Raw genomic sequence first — 24,902 nt, forward strand, 5'->3', positions numbered from 1 at the left:
ATCGCCGCCTATCTGAGCCATTTCGGCTGGCGGCCCGGGCGCGACTGGGGGTACGAGGTGACCGTGCCGGCGGAGATATCGTGCGGCTTCGAGGGTCCCGACCAGGGCCTGACGATCCGCGACTGGGCGGCGATGGGCGTCGCCCGCGTCTCGGGCCGGCCGTTTCCCGATGCCGAAATGAACAAGGACGGTTTTCTTTTGATGCCGGCTGGCCGCAGCGGGCCGGCCTTCATCGTCACGCCGAACTTCTACGTTCTCAAACGCTACAATGAGAGCGACCTCTACGCCCTGTTCGTCGGCCATGCGGCCGACCGGATCGAATGGGGCACGGGCCGCTTCAGAGCGCCCTGGGGCCGCGTCGACGCGCTCTACCGGTCCGAGATCGCCGCCATTCAGCGCGTGCTCGAAGGCAGGGGCTACGATGTCGGCGGCGCCGACGGGCTGCCCGGCTTCAGGACACGGCGCTCGATCGGCGACTGGCAGACGAAGAACGGCCGGGCGCCGACCTGTTTTCCCAGCAGGGCGCTGGTCCGCGCGATCCGGTGATCTGGAGCGCGCCGGTTCACCGCTCCGCGACAAGCGCGGCGATGAGGCCGCCCGCCTCGTGCGGGCGGACGACCGCCGACCGGATCAGCTGGTCGAAGTGACGGGTCAGCGCGCTCACCGCCTCCCTGGCGTTCAGCACCAGATACATGTCGCCCATATAGACCGCCGCGCGCATCGGCCCGAAGACGGTGTAGGGCGCCGAAAAGGTCTGCCTGCCGTCGAACAGGAAGATGCGCAGGCCGGGATAGAGGTCGGCGGCGAACCGCGCCATCCGGTCGATCTGCGCATGACGCTGCGTCTTGCCCAGCCCGGCCCATGTGCCGGTGCCCTCGGCCAGTGTCTGAAGGGTCTGGAGCGGCATGCAGACCTCGGTGTCGTTCTCCGGCTTGCGGCTGTGGGCGAGCCGCTCGCGCGCATCGTCGATCTGGTGCGCGACCGACGGCTTGGTCGCGCGCGTCTCGAACGCGATGACCGCCTCGGTGCGCATGAAGTCCGGGACGGTCGCGGGCACGTAGCGGATCTTCGTGCCGGCCGCCTCCTGGTGCCAGCGTATCAGCGCCGCGTCATTGTGGGTGTCCTGCGCCTCTTCCAGTTCCAGCGCCGGCCGGATCTCGGCCGAAACGCCCTCGTCCTGGCTGATCCCGAGCAGCCAGTCCAGGCTCACCCCTTGCGTCGAGGCGATGCGGATCAGCGTCTCGGCCCGCGGCAGCCGGGTCGTTTCGCCCGAAAAGAGCTGCGACAGCGCGGAACGGTCGAGACCCACCGAGGCCGCAAAGCGCGACCGGTTCATGCCCGAGCGTTCGAGCAGCCGCGCCAGGCGGGCGCGAAACAGCCGCGCCGCGTCCCGCTTGTCGAGCGGACCGCCGTTCGCGCCATCCTTTCCGATTGTAGACATTGCACATCTTTTTTATTTTAATGCAACAAATGAAGCAATTGCGGATCAAACGCAATCTTCCGTGCGCATTGCCGCGTTCAAACCGGTCCGCCGTCCTGACACATTGCCGTCGGGAGGGAGCAACGGATCGTGATGACGAAGAAGACCATCGAATGGCCGACCCTTGCCATGCTGGCCGCGTGCCATGGCGTGTGGCTGTCGGCGGGGCTGTGGCTGTTTCCGGTCGCGCCGGTCGCCGCATTGATCGTCATGGCCGTCATGGCCGGCTTTCACACATCGCTTCAGCACGAGGCGCTGCACGGGCACCCGACCCGCAACGCGCACCTGAACGAACTGCTCGTTTCGCTGCCGCTCGCCGTTGCCTTCCCCTATCGCCGTTTCAAGGCGCTGCACCTGCGCCATCATCGCGACGAAAGCCTGACCGACCCCTATGACGACCCCGAAAGCTGGTATGTGGCCGAAGGCGATCATCGGCGCCTGTCCGCGCCGATGCGCCGGCTGCTGGCGGTCAACAACACGTTTCTCGGGCGGCTGGTAGTCGGCCCGCCGCTGATGGTGTTCGGCTTCCTGCATGACGACATGCGCAGGATCGTCGCCGACGATCCGGGCGTGCGCCGGGCCTGGGCGCACCATGCGGCCGGCCTTGCCGTGCTGCTCGCGATCGTCTGGGGCGCGATGGGCGTGCCCGCGCCGCTCTATGTCGGCGTGGTCGCCTGGGGCGGCATGGCGCTGATCGCGATCCGCACCTATTGCGAGCATCGCTGGGAGCAGACGCCGGACGGCCGCACGGTGATCGTCGAGGACAGCCGCATCCTGTCCTGGCTGTTCCTCAACAACAATCTGCATCTGGTGCATCACAAGTGCCCTGGCGCGCCGTGGTACGCGCTGCCGCGCCTTTACCGCGAACGCCGTAATGAATGGATCGCCGCCAACGGGGGCTATGTCTATCGCAGCTACTGGGACATCTTCCGCGCCCATGCCCTGGCGGCCAGGGAGCCGGTCGTCCATCCGGCCCTGCGCCGGGTGCGCGCCGAAGCGCCCGTGCCGGTGCCCGCGACGGGCGCCTTCCGGCCGGTCCCGCCGAGACGCTGCCCGTCGCCGCCGGGCCCGAGCGCTGACCCCGCATGATCGCCGGCCTGCCCATGTATGACTGGCCGGAGCGCCGGCCCGCGACCGACGCGCTCTGGGCGCGCCTGCGCGATGCCCTGCGCGCGGCCGAATTCGACGCGCCGGACGCGCTGACCCGCATGGACGACCTTCAAGCGCTGTGGCTGGCCCCGGACCTGCTTCTGGCCCAGACCTGCGCCTATCCCCTCGAAACCGCTCTCAGGGGCCGCGTCCGCTATGTGGCGACACCGGTCCATGGCGCGCCGGGCTGCGGCCGGGGCACCTATCGCAGCGTCGTCATCGCGCGCGGCTTGGGCGAGGATATGGTTGCGCCGGTCACACCGGACGCGACGCTGCCGATACAACTATCTGGACGCCTGGCCGCCAACGCACCCGATTCCCTTTCGGGCTATGTCGCGCTCGCCCGCGATCTCGAAGCGACGGGTCTGGCCGTGCCGGGGCCGGCCCTGTGGACCGGCGCGCATCGCGCGTCCATCCGGGCCGTCGCCGAGGGCGAGGCCGATGTCGCCGCGATCGACTGCGTGAGTTGGCGGATCGCGCAAGCCCATGAGCCCACAGCGGCCCGCGTCCGCGTCATCGGCTGGACCGCCGAGCGGCCGGGCCTGCCGCTGATTACGAGCAGGACGATGACGGATGATGATCTGGTGCGCCTGAGGCGGGCCATTGCGGCGGCGATGCCCATTGCGGTGCTCGATAGGCCCACTGAACGCTGATCAGTCCGGCTCGCCCTCGACCACGCGCAGCCGAAGGTGCCCGGTCCTGCTTTCGGCGCCCGCCGGCTCCGCCTCGCCGTCCGGCGCCGCCGGCACGTCGTCGAACTCAAGGTCCCCGATCTTCCGGCCGCGCCTGGTCAGCTTGCCTGTCGTGATCAATATGTCGTCGACATCCCTGGCGGTCTGGCCGAAATGGGTGGCAAGCCTGCGCACGCGCTCGTCGAGCCGGCCCAGATCCTCCATCAGCCGCATCACCTCGTCCTGGATCAGATGCGCCTGCTCGCGCATGCGCGCATCCTTGAGCAGTGCCTGGATCACCTGGATCGACAGCATCAGCAGCGAGGGCGAGACGATCACCACCCGCGCCCGGTGCGCCTTCTGGACGATCTGTTCATGGTGCTCGTGAATGTCGGCGAAGATGCTTTCGGAGGGCACGAACAGGAACGCGGTGTCCTGCGTTTCGCCGGCGATCAGATATTTGTCGGCGATCGCCTTGATGTGCACGTCCATGTCCGCCCGGAACCGCTTGGCGGCGGCGGTGCGGGCGGCCTCGTCCCTTGCCTCGCGCACCGCGTTCCAGGCTTCGAGCGGGAACTTGGCGTCGACGACGAGGTCGGCCGCGCCGCCGGGCATGGCGATCAGGCAGTCCGGCATCGAGCCGTTCGACAGTTTCGCCTGGAACCGGTAGCCGCCCATCGGCAGCCCGTCCTCGATGATCGCCTCCATGCGGCCCTGGCCGAAGGCGCCGCGCGTCTGCTTGTTGGACAGGATCGACTGCAACTCCACCACCTGGCCGGCGAGCTGCTGGATGTTCGATTGCGCGGTGTCGATCACCGCGAGGCGCTCGTGCAGCTTGCTCAGATTGTCGTGCGCCGATTTCTGCTGGTCGCTGATCGACTGGCCGATGCGCGAACTCATCGCGTCGAGCCGCCGCGCCAGCGTCTCGCTCATCTCCGAGTGGCGCGCGCCGAACATGTCGGTCATCGCCGCCAGCCGGCCCTGCATGTCGGTCTGCGTCCGCACGATCTCTTCCACGCGCGCCTCGGCGCGCCCGGCCCGCTCGCGCGCGGCGGCCAGATCGCGGCGCTGCTGGACGGCGCTCCGCCAGACGATCAGCAAGGTCACAAGGGCGACCGCCGCAACGAGCAAGGCGACGCCGACCAGCGCCTCGCCGTGGGAGACGGCGCGCCCGCCCAGCGCGAAGGCCGTCCGGTCGAGGGCAAACTGCGGTTCCATGGCGCCAAGCATAGGTGATTCGCCGCCCTCGTGCCGATTGACGCGCGGCGCCGGACCCCTTAACTGCGACCGGCCATGGCCAAGCGACCGATCATCGTCATCCCCGACCCGGTCCTGCGCGAGACGTCCGCGCCGGTCGAGCGCGTCGACGACGCGCTGCGCGCCTTCGCCGACGACATGCTGGAGACCATGTATGACGCGCCGGGCATCGGCCTTGCCGCGATCCAGGTGGGCGAGCCGATCCGCATGCTGGTCGCCGACGTGGCCGGCAAGGATGACGAAAAGGACCCAAAGGTGCTGATCAATCCCCGGATCGTCGCCCGCTCGGACGAGGCGAGCGTCTATGAGGAAGGATGTCTGTCGATCCCGGACTATTACGCCGATGTCGAGCGGCCCGCCGCCGTGACGATCGCCTATCTGGACCGGGACGGCGAGCAGCGCACGCTCGAAGCGGACGGCCTTCTGGCCACCTGCATCCAGCACGAGATCGACCATCTCGACGGTGTCCTGTTCGTCGACCATATCTCCAAGCTCAAGCGCGACATGGTCTTCAAGAAGTTTCGCAAGCTTGCCAGGCAGCGCGGCGACGCGCGCATCCTCGCCTGAACGCGCGGGCGTGAACGGGGCCGGCCGCCATGCGCATCATCTTCATGGGAACGCCGGCCTTCGCGGTGCCAACGCTCAGGGCGCTGCACGCCGCCGGCCACCGGATCGTTGCCTGCTACACGCAGCCGCCGCGCCCCGCCGGCCGGCGCGGGCTCAACCTCAGAAACTCGCCCGTGCACGAGGCCGCCGAAACGCTCGGCATCGCGGTGCGGACGCCCGCTTCGCTGAAGGGCACAGACGAGCAGGCCGCCTTCGCCGCGCTCGATGCCGATGCGGCGGTGGTCGTCGCCTATGGCCTCCTGCTGCCAGGGCCCGTCCTTGAAGGCACGCGCCTTGGCTGTTTCAACGGCCATGCCTCGCTTCTGCCGCGCTGGCGCGGCGCGGCGCCCATCCATCGCGCGATCATGGCCGGCGACACCGAAACCGGCATGATGGTCATGAAGATGGACGAGGGGCTCGACACCGGGCCCGTCGCGCTGACCGCGCGGGTCGCGATCGGCCCGGACATGACCACCGGAGAACTGCATGACCTGCTGGCCGGGACGGGCGCGGCGCTGATGGCCGAGGCGATGGTCGCCCTTGAGGCGGGCGCGCTGGAGCCGGCGCCGCAGCCCGACCAAGGCGTCACCTACGCCGCCAAGATCGACAAGGGCGAAACGCGCATCGACTGGAGCCGGCCGGCCGGGGACGTCCACAACCACATTCGCGGGCTTTCCCCCGTTCCCGGCGCCTGGTGCGAGATGCGCCTGGGCGAGCGCTGGGAGCGCGTCAGGATTGTGGCCTCAATGCGGGCGGACGGCACGGGGGCGGCGGGCAGGCTGATTGAGGGCGCCCCGGTCACGGTCGCCTGTGGCAAGGGCGCCGTCCGCCTCACGCGCCTGCAAAAGGCGGGCGGCAAGCCGCTCGATGCCGATATCTTTGCGCGCGGCAACGCGCTCGACCGGGATGGCATCCGCTAGAGCCTTTCATGCTTGGATGGAAGCAGTTCTGTTTTGCGGTCGGCGTGATGATCCGGCAGGACGGACGCCCCTTCGACAAGCTCAGGAGCGCGTAGCCGAGCTACGCGCTGCGCAACGTTCCTCGACCTTGGCGCAAAACCCCTCCGGCAGAACGATTCCATCCGAGCATGAAAGGCTCTAATCGCCGCCGAAGATCGGCGACCGCGGCCGCTCCAGCCGGTAAAGGTCGACCGCGCCGGCCGGCGCGCCGTCCGCCCCTTGCCGGATCAGCCGCGCGAACCATTGCGGCGCGGGCACGACCCCTTCCAGTGTCGGGGGCAGGGCCGGCGGCCGGCCGGTCGCGGCCGGCACGGCGACCAGAACCGGCCAGCCGAGTTCGTCGTCGGACGCGGGCAGGTCGACGAACCCGTAGCGGTGGAACTCGTCGAGCGGCAGGGCGCGGTAGCGGTGGCCGCCAAACCGGCCATAGGTCTCAAGATAGCCGTAAAGGCCGTAGTCGCGCACCAGGACGGTTTCGATTCCCGCGCGCTTGCGTTCGGTGTCGAGGTCGGCCGCCAGCGCACTCCAGCCATGCATGGTCAGCGTCTGGTCGGCGAAGGGCAGGCGGACCGGCTGCCATTGCGCCTGAACGAAGATCACAAGGGCCGCCAGCATGCCCACGGGGACCTGGAATCGAAGCGTCCAGCGCTGCAACCGTCGCAGCGGCGCCCTCTCGGGCGTCCAGGTCAGCACGGCCCATGCGCCAAGGATCGCCCATTGCGGGTAGAGCGGCCAGGTCCAATTGCCTTGGGGCACCGAATGCAGGCTGAACAGCAGGAAATAACCAAGCGCGGGGACCGATGTCCAAATGAGCAGCCCGAGCGCGGCATCGGAACGGTGGACGCCCCTGGCAAGGAACAGCGCCAGCGCGGCCGCCGCAAAGACGGACAGGCCCGGCATCAGCAGCGCGACCTGGCTGGCGAGGAATTCTGGAAGATGGCGCGCATCGCTCAGATGATAGGCGTCCAGCCCGCGCGTCGAGCGGCCGAACTGGAAGGCGAAGGAGGACAGATCGTTGCCGATGTTCCAGGCGACCACCGGCGCGAAGATCGCAAGCGCCAGAAGACCGCCCGCATAGAGCCAGGGCGAGGCGAGCCAGCGCCGGTTGACCCTGTGGGCGAGGAGCCACAGGACGATCCCCGCACCGATGAAAAGACCGGTATATTTGGCCGTCAGGCCAAGCCCCGCAAACAAGCCGAACGCCAGCCACCAGCGCCCGTCGCCGGACCGCATCAGTTCGGCCGCCGCCCAGATCGACAGCGCCCAGAACAGGATCGACGGCGCATCGGGCGTGATCACCAGAAGTCCCAGCATCGCGCCGGGCGTGCTCGCGAGGAAATAGACCGAAAGCGCCGCGATCCGCCGGTCGGCAAAGGCGATCGTCGCCGTGCGGTGTATCGCAAGGCAGACCGGTATGGTCGCCAGCACGGCGAAAAGCCGCGCGGCGAAGGTGCTTTCGCCCAGGAGCGCATAGCCGGCGGCGATGAACCAGGCGACCGCGGGCGGATGGTCGAAATAGCCCGCCGCGAGCGGATGCAGCGCCCAGAGCGAATAATAGGCTTCGTCGCGTGCGAAATCGGTCGTTGCGGCCATGGCCAGCTTGAGCGCGACGATTGCGGCGACGAACAGCGCCACCACCGCCGGCCGCGCCCATGCCGCGCCGGCCGCCTGGGCGGGGCCGGGCGACGCGCTCGTTCGCCGTGTGACACTGTCCTGCATCGCCGCGCCTCATCGGTGTTTTCGGCGCGCTCGTCAATCGGCGGCCGGGTGGACATGGCGCCCGGCTGTGCATAGAGCGGGCTCGGCGAACGAGGACGCAATGCCCCGCTACCGGCTGACAATCGAATATGACGGCACGCCCTATGTGGGCTGGCAGCGCCAGAGGAACGGCCATTCGGTGCAGGAAGCGATCGAGAAGGCCGTTCTGGCATTCTGCAAGCAGGCCGTCACGCTCCAGGTCGCCGGCCGCACCGACACGGGCGTGCACGCCATCGCCCAGACCGCCCATGTCGACCTTGAGCGCGACTGGGACCCCGTCCGGGTGCGCGAGGCGGTCAACGCCTATCTGGCGCTCGACGAGGAACGCATCGCCGTGGTCGAGGCCAAGAAGGTCGGCGAGGACTTCCACGCCCGCTTTTCGGCGCTGGCGCGGCATTATCTCTACCGCATCCACAACCGCCCCGCGCCGCTGACGCTCGATCATCGCCGCGCCTGGTGGTGCAAGCGCCACCTTGACGTGGACGCGATGAACGATGCGGCTGAGGTGCTGCTCGGCACGCACGACTTCACGACGTTCCGCGCCGCCCAGTGCCAGTCGAAATCGCCGGTCAAGACGCTCGATGCGATGGCGTTCGCGCGCCGTGGCGAGATCGTCGAGGCCCATGTCTCGGCTCGCTCCTTCCTGCATAATCAGGTGCGCTCGCTGGTCGGCACGCTGAAGCTGGTCGGCGAGGGGCGCTGGACCAGGGACGATGTCCGCCGCGTGCTCAAGGCGCGCGACCACCAGAAGTGCGGCGCGCTCGCGCCGCCGCGCGGGCTCTACCTGCTGCGGGTCGACTATGCGGAAAGGCTGTGTTGAAACATGGCTGCGGGTTCGTCCGTTTTATGGATTGAGGGTGGCGCCGGCGCGGTGAGCCTGATCCATCCCGCATGACGCAACGGAACGTGTGGTTCGTTTGCGACAGTGCGTGTCAAACCGCACCGAGGCCCAAGATCGCCCCCGCGCGATGCTTGCACGCGTGACCTGCCTTCCTGTAATCTTGCTTCGACCACGTGCGGGGCACACGAGCATGGGGGTATTCTCGTGAGGATTATCATGCACAGACGTGCATTTCTTTGCGGCGCGGCGGCCATTGCCGCATCCGGGCTTGCCGCTTGTTCGACCACCAATTCCAGCTATTTCGTCAACGCCTATGCCGGCATGCCGGATGGCGAATACAAGCTGCCGACAATTCCGGTGACCAGGGTGCCCGCCCAGTTCCGCCGCCAGATCGTCGATTACGAAACCAGGCATCGGCCCGGCACGATCATCGTCGATACGCCCAGCCGGCATCTCTACCTGGTGCGGGAAGACGGCAAGGCGCTGCGCTACGGCATCGGCGTGGGCCGGGACGGCTTCCGCTGGTCGGGCACGGCGCGTGTGGGCTGGAAGCGCAAATGGCCGACCTGGACGCCGCCGGAACCGATGATTCGCCGGCAGCCCGAACTGGCCAGATATCGCGGCGGCATGGAGCCGGGACTGAACAACCCGCTCGGCGCGCGCGCGCTGTATCTGATGCGCGGCGGCCGCGACACCGGCTACAGGCTGCACGGCACGCCGGAATGGTGGTCGATCGGCAATGCGGTCTCATCGGGCTGCATCCGGCTGATGAACCAGGACATTGTCGATCTTTACAACCGTGTCGAGCCGGGCGCGAAGGTGATCGTGTTGCAGGGCTGACGGGCCTTTGCGTTCACACATCCGAAGCGGGAGCCCTCGGCTCTTTCTTGCTGTGTGCCGTCCGCGGCGTCGGCGCTCAGAGCGCTTCAACCTGCTCGACTTCGGGAATGAAGTGGCGCAGCAGGTTCTGGATGCCGTGCTTGAGCGTGGCGGTCGATGACGGACAGCCCGCGCAGGCACCCTTCATGTTCAGGAACACCACGCCGTCCTTGTAGCCGCGGAAGGTGATGTCGCCGCCATCCTGGGCGACCGCCGGGCGCACGCGGGTCTCGATCAGCTCCTTGATCGTGGCGACGACCGTTTCGTCGCCGGCGTCGAAGAATTCCTCGTCGCCCGAGGCGTCCGCAGCATCGGCCCGTTCGTCCATCACCGGCGCGCCGGCCATGAAATGTTCCATGATCGCCGCAAGAACGGCCGGTTTCATGTGCGGCCATTCCAGCGCGTCGTCCTTCGTCACGGTGACGAAGTCGTAGCCGAAGAATACGCCGGTGACGCCGTTGACCTCGAACAGGCGCGCGGCAAGGGGCGATTTCGCGGCGGCTTCTTCCGGCGCGCGGAAGTCGGCCGTGCCCATCTGCATCACGACCTGGCCGGGCAGGAACTTCAAGGTGGCCGGATTGGGCGTCGTCTCTGTCTGGATAAACATGGCTGAGCCTCAGTTTGGAACTATTCCAAAATAGAGCGGAAATCGCCCCGCTTCAAGCGGTTCGGCGGTCACGGTGCCGCCCGGACGTCCAGATGCAATATGTGCCTGTCAGGACAGGCTTTCAATGTCGTCGTCGGTCAGGTTGGCCGGCACCACCGTCACCGGTATCGGAAAGGCCGCCTCCCGCCCGGCGATCGACGAGACGAGCGGGCCGGGACCTTCCTTGGCCGCGCTGGCGGCAAGAACAAGGATGGCGATGTCCTGGTCCTCCTCGATCAGACCATGGATCTGTTCGGTGGCGCTGCCTTCGCGGATGACGGTCTCTGCCTCGATGCCGCACTGCTGCCGGGCGATGGCGGCATATTTGGAGACCACCTGTTCGGCCCGCTCGTTGGCTTCCTCGCGCATGACCTGCTCGACGCCGAGCCAATGCTGAAAGTCGCCGGGCGCGATGACGAACAGAAGGATCAGTCCGCCGCGGGTGTTGGCCGCGCGCCGGGCCGCATAAAAGACCGCGCGCTCGCATTCGGGCGTTTCATCGATGATCGCAAGGAACTTGCGGCGATGACCGGCCTCACCGGAAAGGCGTCTGGTGACCATGGCGCATGTTTGGCATGGGGCGGGATGGCCCGCAAGGTGTCCGCTCCGGCCTCTCTCAGGCGCTCAGTCCGACGATGCGCCTGACATCGCCCATCACCGGGCCGGCGATGGAGGAGGCTTTCCGCGCGCCTTCGCCGAGCACGGCGTCAATGTAGCCGGGATCGGCCAGCAGCCGCCGCATCTCGCCGGCGATCGGGCTCAACGCCTCGACGGCAAGCTCGGACAGGGCCGGCTTGAAGTCCGAGAACGCCCTGCCGCCGAAATCGGCGAGGACCGATTCCCGCGAAACGCCGGAGAGCGCGGCGAAGATGCCGACAAGGTTTGCCGCCTCGGGGCGCCCTTGGAGCCCTTCGGCCTCGGACGGCAGCGGCTCGGCGTCGGTCTTGGCCTTGCGGATCTTCCTTGCGATATCGTCGGCGGTGTCGGTCAGGTTGATGCGCGACATGTCCGAGGGATCGGACTTGGACATCTTCCTGGTGCCGTCGCGCAGGCTCATGATGCGCGTCGCCGGTCCCTCGATGACCGGCTCGGTCAGCGGGAAGTAGCCATGCACCATCTCGCGGCCGACCCGCATTTCGACGCCCAGACCGAGTTCGGCGATCCGGTCGGAATAATCGTTGTTGAACTTCTGGGCGATGTCGCGCGTCAGTTCCAGATGCTGCTTCTGGTCCTCGCCGACCGGCACGTGGGTCGCGCGGTAGACGAGGATGTCGGCGGCCATCAGCGCGGGATAGACGAACAGGCCCGCCGAGGCGTTCTCGCGGTCCTTGCCGGCCTTTTCCTTGAACTGGGTCATACGGTTCAGCCACCCCATCCGGGCGATGCAGTTGAACACCCAGGCCAGTTCGGCATGCGCGTGCACGCGGCTCTGGTTGAAGACGATGTGCTTTTGCGGGTCGATGCCGGACGCAAGGAAGGCGGCGGTCACCGAGCGCGTCGCCTCGACCAGCGCCTTGGGGTCCTGCGGCAGGGTGATCGCGTGCAGGTCGACCACGCAGTAGATGCAGTCATAGCGCTCCTGCATGGCGACGAAATTCCTGATCGCGCCCAGATAATTGCCGAGCGTCAGATGGCCCGTCGGCTGGACGCCCGAAAAGACGCGCTCATGGAAGGTCTCGGTCATGGGATTGTCCGGTCGGAATGCGGCGCTTGAAGCGACGGCCTTATGCAATGGCCGCTCGCGCCGCGCAAGGGCAGGGATCAGGCGCGCCGCCGCGCGAGCATGGCGTTCAGCGTGCCCAGGCGCGCCGCGCCGGTCAGGTGCGCCAGGCCGAAGAAGCTGACGATTCCGGCGCCGACGACGAGGGCCAGCGCGCCGGCGCGGACCGCAAGGGCCGTCCCGCCTTCGAACTGGCCCGAAAGCAACTGGGCGGAGGCCCACACGCAAAGGCCCATCAGCGCCGCGCTGAGCGTCATAAGGGCCAGGAGCCGGGCCATCGCCGCGTCGATCGCCCAAAGGCCGCGCCGGTTCAAAAGCCAGTAGAGCGCGATCGCATTGACCCAGCCGGCAAGGCTCGTGCCGATGGCGATGCCGACATGACCAAGGAACGGAAACAGCGAAAGGCTCGCCGCCACGTTGATCGCCACGGCCGCCGCGCCGACCAGCATCGGCGTTCTGGTGTCCTCGCGGGCGAAAAAGCCCGGCGAGAACACCTTGATCAGGACGAAGGCGGGCAGGCCGACGGCGAATGCCCGCAGGGCGGCGGCGGTGCCCTGCGTCGCGGCGGCGTCGAATTGCCCGCGCTCGAAAAGCACAGACACCAGTTCAACGGGAATGACGGCGAGCGCGACGGCGGCCGGCAGCGTCAGCATCATGGCGAACTGGAGCGCCCTGACCTCGACCGCCTTCGCCTCGTCCATGTCGCCCGCCTTCAGCCTGCGCGACAGTTCGGGCAGCAGCACGACGCCGATGGCGATGCCGATGACGCCCAGCGGCAACTGGTAGAGGCGGTCCGCCAGATAGAGCATGGTCATCGCGCCCGCCTGCAACGAGGCGATGATCGTGCCCACCACGATGTTGATCTGCGTGATGCCGCCGGCGATGACGCCGGGTATGCCCAGCGTCACCAGCCGCTTCATGCGCCCGTTCCAGCGGGGGCGGACGAAACCGAGCGAAAAACGCTGCCGCCGGAGCGCGACCACCACCATGGCCAGTTGCGCCAACCCGCCAAGGATCACGCCCGCGGCGATCAAGATGCCGGCCTGGCGCGTGCCGGCCAGCCCGGTCGCGACGATCCAGGCGAGCACGGCGATCAGGACGACGTTCAGCAGCGCCGGCGCGAACGCGGCGGCCGCGAACCGCCCCAGCCCGTTCAGCACGCCGGAGATCAGCGCCAGCAGCGACACCAGCATCAGATAGGGAAAGGTGATGCGCGTCATGTCGACGGTCAGGTCGAACTTGTCCGGCTCTGCGGCATAGCCGGGCGCGAGCGCGAGCACGAACAGGGGCGCGGCGATCATCGCCAGCGCGGTCAGGACCGACAGCACCGCGATCAGGCCGGCCATCGCCTCGGCGGCGAACCGGCGCGCTTCATCGGGACCGCCGCCTTCCAGGCGCCGCGCGAACAAGGGGATGAACGCGGCGTTGAAGGCGCCTTCGGCGAAGATACGGCGGAACAGGTTGGGCAGGCGGAACGCGAAGACGAAGGCATCGGCCACCGGCCCGATGCCGAAGGCCGCCGCCAAGAGAATGTCGCGGCCAAAGCCCAGGACCCGGCTCGCAAGCGTCGCCCCGCCCACGGTGGCGAAGTTGCGCAGAAGGCTCATCGCCTATCCGGCCTCCGCCGCCGCGGGGCGCTGCGTGTCCCCGTCGCCCTGCCTGAGAGCGGCCATCAGCGCTTTTTTGATGCGGCCCTGGCGCGCGGTGTCCTCGATCTTCTGGCCCAGAAGGTCGGTGACATAGAAACTGTCGATCACCTTCTCGCCGAACGTGGTGATATGGGCCGAGCGGATGTCCAGCTTGAGATCGGAGATGGCGCCGGTCAGGCGCGACAGCAGCGCCGGCCGGTCGATGCCCTCGACCTGGATCACCGTGAAACGGTTCGAAAGCGTGTTGTTGATCTTGATGGCGGGTTCGACGGTGAAGGCGCTGAGCGCCCGCGCCCGCTTCCGGGTCGCCTGAACGGCCGGAAGGCTCACCTTGCCGCGCAGCACGTCCTCGATCAGCCGGCCGATCCGCCGCGCCCGCCTCAACTCGTCGGCATCGTCTTTGAACGCGCGCTCGATCTGGATGATGTCGAGCGCGCGGCCGTCGGTTGTGGTGAAGATGTGCGCGCCGTCGATCGAGGCGCCCGCGCTCGAACAGGCGGCCGCGATCACCGAAAGAAGACGCGGATGGTCCTGCGCCAGGATCGTGATCTCGGTCATCGCCTGGAAGGCGTCGGTGCGCACCGCGCTCGCCAGCTTCTTGCCTTCGGCATCGGCAGCGCGAACGAGGTCGGCGTGGCGAACCTGATCGTCCGGATCGACCGTCAGCAGATAATTGTCGTAATGCAGCCGCAGATAGGTCTCGCGCTCTTCGGCAGGCCAGTCGGCCAGGCGCCCTGCGAGCGCGGCGCGCTGGCTGTCGGCGCGGCTCTTGCGGCTGGTCTCGGAAAAGCCGCCGGTCAGGGCGAGTTCGGCCTCGGCATAGAGCGTGCGCAGGAGCTGGCCCTTCCAGCCGTTCCAGACGCCCGGACCGACCCCGCGAATGTCGCAAACGGTCAGGATGAGCAGCAGCTTGAGCCGCTTGACCGTCTGGACGCGGGCGACGAAGTCCTCGATCGTCTTGCGGTCGGACAGATCGCGCGCCTGCGCCGTCATGCTCATCAGCAGATGGTCCTCGATCAGCCAGGCGATGGTCGCGGTCTCCTCGGGCGAAAAGCCCAGCCGCGGGCAAAGCCTGCGCGCGACCTCGGCGCCGGCGATCGAGTGGTCCTGGGGTCGCCCCTTGGCGATATCGTGCAGGAACAGGGCGACATAGAGGATCGCCCTGTCGCTCCCAAGGCCCGGCATCAGCGTCGCCGTCAGCGGATGTTCCTCCTTCAGCCTGCCCTTTTCGATGTCGGCGAGCACGCCGATCGTCCGGATCAGATGCTCGTCGACCGTGTAGTGATGGTACATGTTGAACTGCATCATCGCCACGATGCGGCCGAAATCGGGCACGAAGCGGCCGAGCACCCCCGCCTCGTTCATGCGGCGCAGATTGAGTTCGGGATCGTTGCGCGAGGTCAGGATCCTGACGAACAGCGCGTTGGCGTTGACGTCGGTGCGCAGCGTCCTGTCGATCAGCCTGAGCGAGCGGCGCACCAGCTTGAGCGCCTCGGGATGGTATTCGAGCCCGTAGCGGTCCGCGAGATGGAACATGCGGATCAGATTGACCGGATCGCGCGCGAAGACATGCTCATCGGCGACGTTGATGCGCTGGCGGTCGATCACGAAGTCCTTGATGCCCCGGATCGTCGTCGCCCGGCGCGCGAAGGGCAGCGCCTGGATCAGGCCCGACAGGGCCGGCGCGTTCTTGATTTCCTTTTCCTCCAGCGCGGCGCAGAAGATCCGCGTCAGGTCGCCGACATCCTTTGCGATCAGGAAATAGTGCTTCATGAAGCGCTCGACGTCCTCAAGGCCGGGATGGGACTGGTAGCCGAGCCGTTCGGCGAGGTCGCGCTGGACGTCGAAGGAAAGCCGCTCCTCGGCCTTGCCGGTCAGGAAATGCAGGTGGCACCGCACCGCCCACAAAAAGTCCTCGCACTTGACGAACAGGGCATGGTCCCGGCGCGTGAAGACACCCATCCTGACCAGTTCGGCGCGCCGACGGACCCGGTAGACATATTTGGCGATCCAGAACAGCGTTTGCAGATCCCTGAGGCCGCCCTTGCCGTCCTTGACGTTCGGTTCGACCACGAAACGCGCCTCGCCCATGCGCTTGTGGCGCGCGTCGCGCTCGGCCAGCTTGGCCTGGATGAACTGGGCGGCCGTCCTTGAGACGACGTCCCTGTCGAAGCGTTCCATCAGCTCGTCGAACAGGGCCCGGTTGCCGGTCAGGAAGCGCGCTTCGAGGATGGTCGTCGAAATGGTGATGTCGGCCTTTGACAGCCTGACGCAATCGTCGATCCTGCGCGTGGCGTGACCGACCTTCAGCCCCATGTCCCACAGCATGTAGAGCATGTATTCGGCCAGCTGCTCGCCGAGCGGGGTCTGCTTGTAGGGCAGGATGAACAGAAGGTCGATGTCCGAGCCCGGCGCCAGCGTGCCCCGCCCGTAGCCGCCGACGGCGGCCAGCGCGATGCGTTCGCCCTGCGACAGGTTGGAGACCTGGAACACATGGGTCAGCGCGAAGTCGTAGATCGCCCCGACGATGGCGTCCTGAAGGTCGGAAAGGCGCCGGGCGCAGCCATGGCCCTTGCCGTCGGCGAAGAGCCGGCGCTCGGCCTCGGCGCGACCCTGGCGCAGCACGTCCTTGAGATGCGCCAGCGCCGCGGCCCGCACGTCCGTGCTCGCGCCGTCGCCGCCGGCCGCAAGGCCGGCCAGCGCCGCGCTTATCGTTCCGGCATCGGCCATGCGGCCTTTTTGGGCGGCAGCCTTGTCCAAGATCAGTCCTCGTTGGCGGCCAGCGTCTTGAGCGCGTAAAGCGCCTCCAGCGCGGCGCGCGGCGTCATTTCGTCGGGCGACAGTTCCCCGAGCGCCGCCTCGATAGCCGATCGCGCCGCCTTTGGCACGGCTTGTTTTCGTGCCGGAGTGGCCGAGAACAGCGGCAGATCGTCGATCAGGGAGGCCGCGCCCCTGTCGCGGTTCTGGGCCTCGATCTGGTCGAGCACGGCCCGCGCGCGGCCGACCACGGCCTCGGGCAAGCCGGCGAGCCGCGCCACCTGGACGCCGTAGGAGCGGTCGGCCGCGCCATGGCCCACCTCGTGCAGGAACACCACCTCGCCCTCCCATTCCTTGACGCGCATGGTGACGTTGGCGAGCCGGCCCAGCTTTTCGCGCAACGCGGTCAGTTCGTGAAAATGGGTGGCGAACAGCGTCCGGCAGCGATTGTGCTCATGCAGATATTCGATCGTCGCCCAGGCGATCGAGAGCCCGTCGAAGGTCGCCGTGCCGCGGCCGATCTCGTCGAGGATCACGAGCGCATTGGCGCCGGCCTGGTTGAGGATGGCGGCGGTCTCGACCATCTCGACCATGAAGGTCGAGCGTCCGCGCGCCAGGTCGTCAGACGCGCCGACGCGGCAGAACAGACGGTCGACGACGCCGATATGCGCCTGCCCTGCCGGCACGAAGGCGCCCATCTGCGCGAGGATCGCGATCAGCGCGTTCTGGCGCAGAAAGGTCGATTTGCCGCCCATGTTCGGCCCGGTCAGGAGCCACAGCGCGCCGTGGGCGGCGTCCCTTGCCGGCGAAAGGTCGCAATCATTGGCCACGAACGGGTCGGCGGCCTGCCGCCTGAGCGCCTGCTCGACCACCGGATGGCGGCCGCCGACGATGCGGAAGGCACGGCCGTCATCGACGGTCGGACGGCAATAGCCCTGCGCGGCGGCAAGGCCGGCGAGCGCCGCCGACACGTCCAGCACGGCGAGCGCATGGGCCGCCTCGCGGATCGGATCGGCATGGGCGACGCACAGCGCCCGCAGCTCCTCGAACAGGGCAAGCTCGATGTCGAGCGCGCGGCCGGCGGCGTTGGCGATCCGGCTTTCGAGGTCGGCCAGTTCGGTCGTCGTGAAGCGCATGGCGTTCGCCATGGTCTGGCGATGGATGAAGCATGCCCTGGCTTCGTCGGTGCCGGTCAGCGCCCCGGCATTGGGCGCGGTCACCTCGATGAAATAGCCCAGCACATTGTTGTGCTTGATCTTCAGCGACTTGACGCCGGTCCGGGCGGCATAGTCGGCCTGGAGCGAGGCGATGACGCGCCGCGATTCGTCGCGCAGCGCCCGCATTTCGTCCAGTTCGCGGTGATGGCCGGCGCATATGAAGCCGCCGTCGCGCGCCATCAGCGGCGCCTCGTCGGCCAGCGCGGCGTCGAGCGCTGCGCCCGCGTCGGCGGGAAGGCCGGCAAGCGCGCTTCGTGCACCGGTCAGTTCGACGGGCAGGTCCAGGGCCGCGACACGGTCCCGCACGCGCATGGTGACGCCCATGCCCTCGCGCAGGGCCAGCAGGTCGCGCGGCCCGCCCCGGTTGAGCGACAGGCGCGACAGGGCGCGGGCCATGTCGGGCAGCGCCCGCAGTTCCTGGCGCAACCGGTCGGCAAGGCGGTCTTCGGCGACGAACAGGGCGACCGAGTCCAGCCGCGCCCCGATCGCGGCGGGGTCGGTCAGCGGCGCGCGCAGCCGGGCGGCGAGCAGCCGCGCGCCCGGCCCGGTCACGGTGCGGTCGATGGCCCTGAGCAGGCTGCCCTCGCGCTGGCCGGACAGGGTGCGCTCCAGTTCGAGATTGGCGCGCGTCGCCGGATCGATGAAGAGCGTATCGGCTGACGATTCGCGCTGCGGGCGCTGAAGCGAGGGCCGTTCGGAGACCTGCGTCTTCTCCACATAGGAAAGCGCCCCGGCCGCCGCGGCCAGTTCGGCGCGGGAATATGTGCCGAAACCGTCGAGCGTGGAAACGCCGAAATAGCGGGTCAGCCTCTCCGGCGCGGTGGCGCTGTCGAACAGGGGGCTCGGATGCGGGCTGACCGCGCGGCCGAACTGATCGAACACCGGGCGCAGGTCCGGATCGTGAAACAGCGGCTCGGGCACGATGATCTCGCGCGGGCCGATGCGCATAAGGTCCGGCATGAGGCGCGTGGGCGCCGTCTCGCCGAGCCGGAACTCGCCCGTCGAGATATCGATGAAGGCATAGGCCATCTGCCCGGAGGCGCGGATGCGGGCGAGCGCGAGCAGATAGGCGTTCTCGCCCGGCTCCAGCAGCTTGTCCTCGGTGATCGTGGCGGGCGTGACGAGCCTTGTCACGTCGCGCCGCACCACGGCCTTCGAGCCGCGCTTTTTGGCTTGGGCGGGGTCTTCGAGCTGCTCGCACACGGCGACGCGATGGCCGAGCGCGATCAGTTTTTGCAGATAGTCGTCGGCGGCGTGGACCGGCACGCCGCACATCGGAATGTCCCTGCCCTGATGCCGGCCGCGTCTGGTCAGCGTGATGCCGAGCGCGCGCGCGGCGGTCTCGGCGTCCTCGAAGAACAGCTCGTAGAAGTCGCCCATGCGGTAAAAGAGCAGATAGCCCCCATTGAGCGCCTTGATCTCCATATATTGCGCCATCATGGGCGTGACCGCGCCACCGGTCGCCTCCGGCGCGCCCGCTTGCTCCTCCGCCATGCCTTGCCTGTCAGCCGTTCGTTCGGTCATCGGTCCTTCGCCATTGCCGCCGCGCCTTGCTTATGCGCGTTTACCGGCATCGTCGACAGGGAATGGAACGGCTTTTCCCCGACAAGTCCGCCGGGACCGCATGCCGTGCCGGCGGCCGGTCAGGCCGCGAAACGGCCCGCATCCGCCCCGTAATGGGTCAGGTAGCGGGGGCTGATCCGCTCGACGGGCAGCACGACCAGAACGTCGACCGAGCCGAACGCATCGTCGATCACCGCCCCGTCCCCGAACCGGGCGCCCAGGCGCAGATAGCCCTTGATCAGCGGCGGCAGGGCGGCCATCGCCGCCTTCAGGTCGATCGCCTCGGCCGGCATCATGTCCATGGCGACCCGCACCTCGGCACGCGCTGCAACCGACCAGGCGCCCCGCGCGCGCCCATGATGGTGCAGGAAGGCGAGCGCCTCGGCATGGGCTGCCGGCGCGTTGCCGGCGAACGAGGCGCACCCGAACATCACGTCGATGCCGTTCCGCCGGCAATACGACCAGATGCCCTGCCAGAGCAGTTCGATGGTGCGCTTGGAACGATAGTCGGGCAGCACGCACGACCGGCCAAGCTCAAGGAACGTCCGGCCCGGATGGCGCGCGACCAGCGCGTCGATCCGGTAGCCCGTATCCGAATAAAAGCGGTTCTGTGCGCCCAGCCGGCGCTGCGGAAGCAGGCGGTAGGTGCCGACGATCCGGCCGGCCTCGCCATCGTCGATGCGGGTGTCCAGAACGACCAGATGGTCGCAGATCGCATCGTGCGCATCCTCATCGAGGCCGCCGGCGCCGATCCGCGCGCCGAATTCCTCGGTGAAGACGCGGTAGCGCAGGCGCTGCGCGGCGTGGATTTCCTCCTCGCTGCGCACAAGGCGGGTTTGCAGCGGCCCGATCTCGCCCAGAAGGCCCTCGGGCGCCGGTGCGTCGCGCCGGACGGCCCGATCTCCGCCAAAACCTGCCAAGGTCATCGCAAATGCCTCGAATCGCTCGCTCGATGCGCGATTATGGCCGCGCTGTGACGCACATATGACAGAAAACCGGCGCGCACGCGACCGGTCGCGGCGTGGCCCGATGTCCCCTCAGGCCGCCGCCTCGCCCCCGCTTCCCAGGAACCGGTCCAGATGCTCGACGGTCAGCGGTTTGTGGACCACGGCCTGCGCGCCGACGGCGATCATCGCCCGCGACAGTTCGGTGTCCTCGTCGGCGGTCAGCGCGACGATCGGCAGCCGCGCGTCGCCGCCATGGGCGTCCTCATGGGTGCGGAAAAGGCGGATCGCCTCGGCGCCGTCGAGCACGGGCATATGCACGTCCATCAGCACCAGGTCGTAGCGCGCGTCGGGCGCGGTCATCTTCTCGAAAGCGGCCCGTCCGTCCTCGACGACGCTCACCCGGTGGCCCGCGCGCTCGATGATCTTGGCGGCGAGCAGCGCATTGACCGGATTGTCCTCGGCCAGCAGCACATGGCCGGCGGGCCGCGCGCCCGGCGGCGTGCGCGGCCCGGGCGCCGCGCGCCCGTCGGCCACCTCGCCGTCGACGGCGCGCTTGAGGACGCGCAACAGGCTCGTCCCGCGCACCGGGCGGGTGAGGAAGGCGTGGCCGGCCGCCTTGAACTGCGCGCCCAGCGTGCCGCGCTCCTGCGGCTCGATCAGGATGACGGCGCGGCCGCCGGCGCCGGCGATCCGATCGGCCAGCCCGAGCGCGCCTGCGAGATCCCGTTCAAGCCGGCTGTCGACGAGAACGGTCGTGTCCGGCGCGTCCCTCGCCTGCGCCACGGCCGCCGCCCCATCGCTCGCTGCGGCCTGCGTTCCGCCATGCGCTTCGATCTGCGCGGCCAGCATGCCCGCCTCCGATCCGGGCTTCACGTAAAGGCAGAAATTATGGCCGGTCAGCGCATGGGGCTCGGGGTCGGTGCCGAGCGCGGGATCGATGCCGGCGGGCAGGCGGATGTCGAAGCGGGTGCCGCCATCGGGACCGGCTGTGCAGGCGATCGCACCGTCCAGCCGGTCGAGCAGCCGCTTGACGATGGCAAGGCCCAGGCCCGCGCCCTCGTGCCGGCGCGCCAGGCTCATGTCGACCTGCTCGAACGGCTCGAAGATCATCGCCCGCTTGTCCGCCGGAATGCCCGGACCGGTGTCGGTCACCGTGACCGTCAGGTCGTGCGCGCGGCCGCCGTCGGCCGACGGCGCGTGGCCGACCTCGATCCGGATGCCGCCCTGGGCGGTGAACTTGATCGCGTTGGAGACGATGTTGAACAGCACCTGCCGCAGGCCCTTGGCGTCGGCGCGCAAGGTCTGCGGAACGCCCGGCGCGATCCGGTAGCTCAGATCGAGACCCTTTTCGTGGGCGCGGCCGGCGAGCAGCTCGATCACGCCGCTGGTCAGCGCGCGCGGATCCGTCGGCGCGTAGGCCGGAGCGCTGGTGTCGGCACCGCTGCGGCCGAATTCCAGAAGATCGTCGACCAACAGCATCAACGCTTCCGACGAGGCGGTGATCGCCTCGACATAGTTGCGCTGCTCCGCCGTCAAGGGCGTGTCGGCCAGGAGCTTGCCCATGCCGACAATGCCGTTGAGCGGGGTCCTGATCTCGTGGCTGACGATCGCAAGGAACTGCGATTTGGCCGCCTTGTCGTCACCCATAGCGAACCGCCTCCGCCAAGTGGCACCCAATTGGAATGCCGCAAGGGTACGCGCGCACGGTTAGCAAGTGGTTGCGGCCGCCGTTAAGGCGCGCACGGGTGAGGCGTCACCCTGCGCGACAGGCTTGTTTGCCTGGCGGCGCGCCCCTACTTGACGGCCGTGATGTTCCAGGCGCCATCGACGATTTCGAGCACGCGATAGGTGCCCGCCGATTCGCCGACATCGGTCAACTCGACATTGGTCGCGCCCTGATAGTCGATATCGGTCCCTGCGGCGACCAGTTCGAGCGCCCTGCCCAGTTCGCCGGGACCGATCGGTTCGCCCGGCGCGTTGGCCAGTTCCATGATGTTGCCGGCGATGGCGTCGCGTTCGGCGCTGCCCGCCTTCTGCATGGCCAGGATCATCAGCGCCGCCGCATCGTAGCTTTCGCCGCGATAGGGGCCGGTGCCGGTGATGCCGGCCTCGGTCGCCATCGCCTCGAACGTATCGGCATTTTCGCCCTGCGCGCCGGGCGTGGTGCCAACGACGGTGGCATCCTCCAGCCCGGCGACGTTCAGAAGCGAATCGCCGATCATCCCGTCGCCGACATAGAAGACGTCGAACGCGCCGGTGTCGAGCGCACCCTGCATGATGTCCGGCCCGCCCTGGTCGACATAGCCCAGAACGACCATGGCCTCGCCGCCGGCCGAGGCCAGCGCCGCCACTTCGGCGGAATAGTCGCCCTTGCTCAACTCGTGGCTCTGGTTGATGGTGATCTCGCCGCCAAGACCGGTGAAATTGGCGGCGAACGAGTCCGAAAAGCCCTTGCCGTAATCGTTGTTGGCATAGGTGACCGCGACCGAGCCGACGTCGGCCGCATCGAGGATTTCGGCCAGGATCGCGCCCTGGCGCGCATCGGAGGGCGCGGTGCGGAAGAAAAGGCCGTTGTCCTCGATGGTGGTCAGCGCCGGCGAGGTCGCCGACGGCGAGATCATCACCACGCCGTTGGGCACGGCGACATTGTTCAGAACGGCCGTCGTCACGCCCGAGCAATCCGCGCCCATGATCGAGACCACGCCGTCCGACGTGATCAGCCGCTCGGCGGCCGCGGTCGCGGCTGCGGCGTCCACGCAGGTGGAATCGGCGCGCACCGGGACGACCGTCCGGCCGCCCAGGAACCGGCCGGACTCGTTGACCTCTGCGATGGCCAGTTCGGCGCCGGCGGCCATGTCGGGCGTCAGCGATTCGATCGGGCCGGTGAAGCCCAAAATGATGCCCATCTTCACGTCTTCGGCCTGCGCGGCCGCTGTCAATGCCAGAACGCTGGCTGCGGCGAGAAGCGTCTTTTTCATGATTGCAAGAACTCCCTTTTGAACGCGCCGGCCCGGGCGGAGCGACGGTTTCGGCGACCCCGGGCGTCCATGGCCGGAGTTAATCGCAACGGTGCGCCCAAGACAAGAAAAAGCGTTGATGCATGGTGAACAGTGCTGCCTGCGCCGCCACCTATCGCCCGTTGAACGTAAAGTCCGGCAGGGACTGGAAGGCGTTCCGCAGCGCCTGGCTCCAGCCCTCGGAAATGTCGGCGAAATAGGCGTCGCCCTGCTCGATCCGGCCCTGCGCGCCCAGTTCGAAACTGTCCCGCACATAGATCTGATAGTCGAGCGGCGGGCCGACCGAAAGGTTCGCCTTGATGGTCGAATCGAACGAGACCAGCAAGAGCTTGATCGCGTCCTCGAAGCGCATCTTCGGGTCGTAGGCCCGCACCAGGATCGGCTTGCCGTATTTGGTCTCGCCGATCTGGAAGAAAGGGGTGTCGCCACTCGCCTCGACGAAATTGCCCTCCGGATAGATCAGGAACAGGCGCGGCTCGGACCCCTTGATCTGGCCGCCGACGATGATCGTCGCATTGAACGCCGAATCCGCCTTCTGGCCGTTCGTGCCGTGGTTCTGCACCACCTCGCGCAGCGTCTCGCCGACCATGCGCGCGACCTGGAACATGGACGGTGCCTCAAGGATCGTCGAATGGCGTTCGCCGGGCGCCTTGGAGCGTTCGTCGAGCAGGCTGACGACGGCCTGCGTCGTCGCCAGGTTGCCGGCGGTCATCATGACGATCGCCCGTTCAGCGCGCTTTTGCCAGGTGAACATCTTCCTGAACACCGAGATGTTGTCGACGCCGGCATTGGTGCGCGTGTCGGACATGAAGACCAGGCCCCTGTCCAGGCTCAGGCCGACGCAATAGGTCATGGGCGGGTCCCCGAATGGCGATTGGCTCTGGTTATTGCTGTACCTGCAACGTGACAACCATGTTCTCGCCGCCCGCCCCCAGCACGAGCCCCGAGACGGGGGCGGCCTCGCGATAGTCGAGGCCGGTGGCGACGCGCACATAGCGCTCGTCGGGCGAGATCGCGTTGGAAACGTCGAAACCGACCCAGCCCAGTCCGCCGATATGCGCCTCGGCCCAGGCATGGGTCGCGTCCTGGTCGGTGCGGTCGTTCATCATCAGATAGCCGGAGACATAGCGCGCCGGATAGCCGAGCATGCGCGCCAGCGCGATGAAGATATGGGCGTGGTCCTGACAGACGCCATGGCCGGCCTCAAGCGCCTCCTCGGCGGTCGTGTCCGTGTCCGTCCTGCCAGGATCGTAGCGCACCTGCGCCTCGATGGCCTTCATCAGGCCGTGCAGGTTGGGCACGTCGTCGCTCTCGCCGGCCCGTGCATGCGCGCGCGCCAGCCTGCGCAGCGCGGCGCCGGGCCGGGTCAGGTCGGTCGCCGTGCGCGTGAAGTACCATAGCGGCGCGAAACCGCCCTGCGGCCCGACGATGCCGGTGCCGTTGGCCTGTTCCACCTCGCCATGGGAACGGATGGTGATTTCGGTCGCCTCGGGCTCGAAGGCGATCAGTTCGACATGGTTGTTGTGCTGATCGTCATAGGAGAGCTGCTTGGTGCCGCCGGTCACCGCGGTTTCCCAGTTGAGGACCTTTTGGCCGGCGCGCGACTTGGGCGTCAGCCGCACCTGTTGCAGGGCGTGATGGACCGGGCGGTCGTAATGGTAGCGCGTCGTATGGGATATGCTCAGCCGCATGCGTCACTCATAGAAACGATAGTCCTGCTCGATCTGGACGCCGAGCGCCTGATTGTCCGCGATGAAGCCGATGAGAAACTCATGCAGCCCCTGGT

The 24,902-nt window shown here is 68.0% G+C and carries 21 protein-coding genes; 7 read left to right on the forward strand and 14 right to left on the reverse strand.

The annotated features are described in order from the left end of the window. Positions 1 to 546: peptidoglycan-binding domain-containing protein (locus tag AC5E6L_RS03030; protein WP_491771197.1), on the forward strand; the 546-nt coding region annotated here is incomplete at its 5' end. A gap of 16 nt (positions 547 to 562) precedes the next feature. On the opposite strand, the gene AC5E6L_RS03035 is transcribed toward AC5E6L_RS03030, so the two are convergent. Continuing rightward, a complete protein-coding gene (locus tag AC5E6L_RS03035; protein ID WP_491771199.1) occupies positions 563 to 1,441 on the reverse strand; it encodes a helix-turn-helix domain-containing protein in 879 nt (292 codons plus the stop codon). 132 nt (positions 1,442 to 1,573) lie between these two features. Here AC5E6L_RS03035 and AC5E6L_RS03040 point away from each other — a divergent pair, with 132 nt between their 5' ends. Continuing rightward, positions 1,574 to 2,569 (forward strand): fatty acid desaturase, encoded by a 996-nt coding sequence (locus AC5E6L_RS03040; RefSeq protein ID WP_491229829.1) that lies wholly within the window; start codon positions 1,574 to 1,576, stop codon positions 2,567 to 2,569. Beyond that, the gene (locus AC5E6L_RS03045; RefSeq protein WP_491229830.1) at positions 2,566 to 3,282 is read left to right on the forward strand and encodes a phosphate/phosphite/phosphonate ABC transporter substrate-binding protein; all 717 of its coding nucleotides are present in this window, start codon (positions 2,566 to 2,568) and stop codon (positions 3,280 to 3,282) included. Before AC5E6L_RS03040 ends, AC5E6L_RS03045 begins: the two co-directional genes overlap by 4 nt. Here AC5E6L_RS03045 and AC5E6L_RS03050 read toward each other — a convergent pair whose 3' ends face one another. Beyond that, positions 3,283 to 4,518 carry a DNA recombination protein RmuC gene (locus AC5E6L_RS03050; protein WP_491771202.1) on the reverse strand — a complete coding sequence of 412 codons (1,236 nt, stop codon included), beginning with the start codon at positions 4,516 to 4,518 and terminating at the stop codon, positions 3,283 to 3,285. Positions 4,519 to 4,593: 75 nt separating this feature from the next. Between AC5E6L_RS03050 and def the strand changes: the two genes are divergently transcribed. Further along, entirely contained in the window at positions 4,594 to 5,124 is a 531-nt protein-coding gene (gene def / locus AC5E6L_RS03055) for a peptide deformylase (RefSeq protein ID WP_491771204.1), read from the forward strand. 29 nt (positions 5,125 to 5,153) lie between these two features. After that, a complete protein-coding gene (fmt, locus tag AC5E6L_RS03060) occupies positions 5,154 to 6,083 on the forward strand; it encodes a methionyl-tRNA formyltransferase (RefSeq protein WP_491771206.1) in 930 nt (309 codons plus the stop codon). A 177-nt stretch (positions 6,084 to 6,260) separates the two neighbouring features. Here the strand turns inward: fmt and AC5E6L_RS03065 are convergent, their stop codons facing one another. Next, a complete protein-coding gene (locus tag AC5E6L_RS03065) occupies positions 6,261 to 7,841 on the reverse strand; it encodes a glycosyltransferase family 39 protein (protein ID WP_491771208.1) in 1,581 nt (526 codons plus the stop codon). 100 nt (positions 7,842 to 7,941) lie between these two features. Between AC5E6L_RS03065 and truA the strand changes: the two genes are divergently transcribed. Beyond that, on the forward strand, positions 7,942 to 8,700 hold the full coding sequence (truA, locus tag AC5E6L_RS03070; RefSeq protein WP_491230897.1) for a tRNA pseudouridine(38-40) synthase TruA: 759 nt from the start codon (positions 7,942 to 7,944) through the stop codon (positions 8,698 to 8,700). A gap of 237 nt (positions 8,701 to 8,937) precedes the next feature. Further along, a complete protein-coding gene (locus AC5E6L_RS03075) occupies positions 8,938 to 9,561 on the forward strand; it encodes a L,D-transpeptidase (RefSeq protein ID WP_491230898.1) in 624 nt (207 codons plus the stop codon). A gap of 76 nt (positions 9,562 to 9,637) precedes the next feature. Here the strand turns inward: AC5E6L_RS03075 and AC5E6L_RS03080 are convergent, their stop codons facing one another. From AC5E6L_RS03080 to AC5E6L_RS03130, 11 genes are all read right to left on the reverse strand, one after another. Then, complete coding sequence (locus AC5E6L_RS03080; RefSeq protein WP_491771211.1) at positions 9,638 to 10,207, reverse strand: NifU family protein; 570 nt, start codon at positions 10,205 to 10,207, stop codon at positions 9,638 to 9,640. 108 nt (positions 10,208 to 10,315) lie between these two features. Further along, the gene (locus tag AC5E6L_RS03085; RefSeq protein WP_491771213.1) at positions 10,316 to 10,807 is read right to left on the reverse strand and encodes a universal stress protein; all 492 of its coding nucleotides are present in this window, start codon (positions 10,805 to 10,807) and stop codon (positions 10,316 to 10,318) included. A gap of 55 nt (positions 10,808 to 10,862) precedes the next feature. Next, complete coding sequence (gene trpS, locus AC5E6L_RS03090) at positions 10,863 to 11,930, reverse strand: tryptophan--tRNA ligase (protein WP_491230438.1); 1,068 nt, start codon at positions 11,928 to 11,930, stop codon at positions 10,863 to 10,865. Positions 11,931 to 12,007: 77 nt separating this feature from the next. After that, complete coding sequence (gene murJ, locus AC5E6L_RS03095) at positions 12,008 to 13,573, reverse strand: murein biosynthesis integral membrane protein MurJ (protein WP_491771215.1); 1,566 nt, start codon at positions 13,571 to 13,573, stop codon at positions 12,008 to 12,010. Positions 13,574 to 13,576: 3 nt separating this feature from the next. Further along, positions 13,577 to 16,375, reverse strand: a complete 2,799-nt coding sequence (locus tag AC5E6L_RS03100; protein WP_491771217.1) for a [protein-PII] uridylyltransferase — start codon at positions 16,373 to 16,375, stop codon at positions 13,577 to 13,579. Positions 16,376 to 16,377: 2 nt separating this feature from the next. Further along, entirely contained in the window at positions 16,378 to 19,113 is a 2,736-nt protein-coding gene (gene mutS, locus AC5E6L_RS03105) for a DNA mismatch repair protein MutS (RefSeq protein ID WP_491771219.1), read from the reverse strand. A 119-nt stretch (positions 19,114 to 19,232) separates the two neighbouring features. Next, entirely contained in the window at positions 19,233 to 20,078 is an 846-nt protein-coding gene (gene olsB / locus AC5E6L_RS03110) for a l-ornithine N(alpha)-acyltransferase (protein WP_491229641.1), read from the reverse strand. 111 nt (positions 20,079 to 20,189) lie between these two features. Beyond that, positions 20,190 to 21,746 carry an ATP-binding protein gene (locus AC5E6L_RS03115; RefSeq protein ID WP_491771222.1) on the reverse strand — a complete coding sequence of 519 codons (1,557 nt, stop codon included), beginning with the start codon at positions 21,744 to 21,746 and terminating at the stop codon, positions 20,190 to 20,192. Positions 21,747 to 21,892: 146 nt separating this feature from the next. Beyond that, positions 21,893 to 23,077 carry an ABC transporter substrate-binding protein gene (locus AC5E6L_RS03120; protein WP_491229644.1) on the reverse strand — a complete coding sequence of 395 codons (1,185 nt, stop codon included), beginning with the start codon at positions 23,075 to 23,077 and terminating at the stop codon, positions 21,893 to 21,895. Positions 23,078 to 23,228: 151 nt separating this feature from the next. Beyond that, positions 23,229 to 23,969, reverse strand: a complete 741-nt coding sequence (locus tag AC5E6L_RS03125; protein WP_491229645.1) for a proteasome-type protease — start codon at positions 23,967 to 23,969, stop codon at positions 23,229 to 23,231. Positions 23,970 to 24,000: 31 nt separating this feature from the next. Beyond that, a complete protein-coding gene (locus AC5E6L_RS03130) occupies positions 24,001 to 24,807 on the reverse strand; it encodes a transglutaminase family protein (protein WP_491771225.1) in 807 nt (268 codons plus the stop codon). Positions 24,808 to 24,902 lie beyond the last annotated feature (95 nt).

This window comes from Roseitalea sp., from assembly GCF_984466335.1.

What these genes read in the sequence shown, in the direction of transcription:
- AC5E6L_RS03130 (WP_491771225.1), bottom strand. Translation starts at nt 24,807, where the DNA reads ATGCGGCTGAGCATATCCCATACGACGCGCTACCATTACGACCGCCCG.
- AC5E6L_RS03065 (WP_491771208.1), bottom strand. Translation starts at nt 7,841, where the DNA reads ATGCAGGACAGTGTCACACGGCGAACGAGCGCGTCGCCCGGCCCCGCC.
- AC5E6L_RS03125 (WP_491229645.1), bottom strand. Translation starts at nt 23,969, where the DNA reads ATGACCTATTGCGTCGGCCTGAGCCTGGACAGGGGCCTGGTCTTCATG.
- AC5E6L_RS03045 (WP_491229830.1), top strand. Translation starts at nt 2,566, where the DNA reads ATGATCGCCGGCCTGCCCATGTATGACTGGCCGGAGCGCCGGCCCGCG.
- murJ (WP_491771215.1), bottom strand. Translation starts at nt 13,573, where the DNA reads ATGAGCCTTCTGCGCAACTTCGCCACCGTGGGCGGGGCGACGCTTGCG.
- olsB (WP_491229641.1), bottom strand. Translation starts at nt 20,078, where the DNA reads ATGACCTTGGCAGGTTTTGGCGGAGATCGGGCCGTCCGGCGCGACGCA.
- def (WP_491771204.1), top strand. Translation starts at nt 4,594, where the DNA reads ATGGCCAAGCGACCGATCATCGTCATCCCCGACCCGGTCCTGCGCGAG.
- AC5E6L_RS03115 (WP_491771222.1), bottom strand. Translation starts at nt 21,746, where the DNA reads ATGGGTGACGACAAGGCGGCCAAATCGCAGTTCCTTGCGATCGTCAGC.
- AC5E6L_RS03075 (WP_491230898.1), top strand. Translation starts at nt 8,938, where the DNA reads ATGCACAGACGTGCATTTCTTTGCGGCGCGGCGGCCATTGCCGCATCC.
- fmt (WP_491771206.1), top strand. Translation starts at nt 5,154, where the DNA reads ATGCGCATCATCTTCATGGGAACGCCGGCCTTCGCGGTGCCAACGCTC.
- trpS (WP_491230438.1), bottom strand. Translation starts at nt 11,930, where the DNA reads ATGACCGAGACCTTCCATGAGCGCGTCTTTTCGGGCGTCCAGCCGACG.
- AC5E6L_RS03085 (WP_491771213.1), bottom strand. Translation starts at nt 10,807, where the DNA reads ATGGTCACCAGACGCCTTTCCGGTGAGGCCGGTCATCGCCGCAAGTTC.
- mutS (WP_491771219.1), bottom strand. Translation starts at nt 19,113, where the DNA reads ATGACCGAACGAACGGCTGACAGGCAAGGCATGGCGGAGGAGCAAGCG.
- AC5E6L_RS03050 (WP_491771202.1), bottom strand. Translation starts at nt 4,518, where the DNA reads ATGGAACCGCAGTTTGCCCTCGACCGGACGGCCTTCGCGCTGGGCGGG.
- AC5E6L_RS03080 (WP_491771211.1), bottom strand. Translation starts at nt 10,207, where the DNA reads ATGTTTATCCAGACAGAGACGACGCCCAATCCGGCCACCTTGAAGTTC.
- AC5E6L_RS03120 (WP_491229644.1), bottom strand. Translation starts at nt 23,077, where the DNA reads ATGAAAAAGACGCTTCTCGCCGCAGCCAGCGTTCTGGCATTGACAGCG.
- AC5E6L_RS03035 (WP_491771199.1), bottom strand. Translation starts at nt 1,441, where the DNA reads ATGTCTACAATCGGAAAGGATGGCGCGAACGGCGGTCCGCTCGACAAG.
- truA (WP_491230897.1), top strand. Translation starts at nt 7,942, where the DNA reads ATGCCCCGCTACCGGCTGACAATCGAATATGACGGCACGCCCTATGTG.
- AC5E6L_RS03040 (WP_491229829.1), top strand. Translation starts at nt 1,574, where the DNA reads ATGACGAAGAAGACCATCGAATGGCCGACCCTTGCCATGCTGGCCGCG.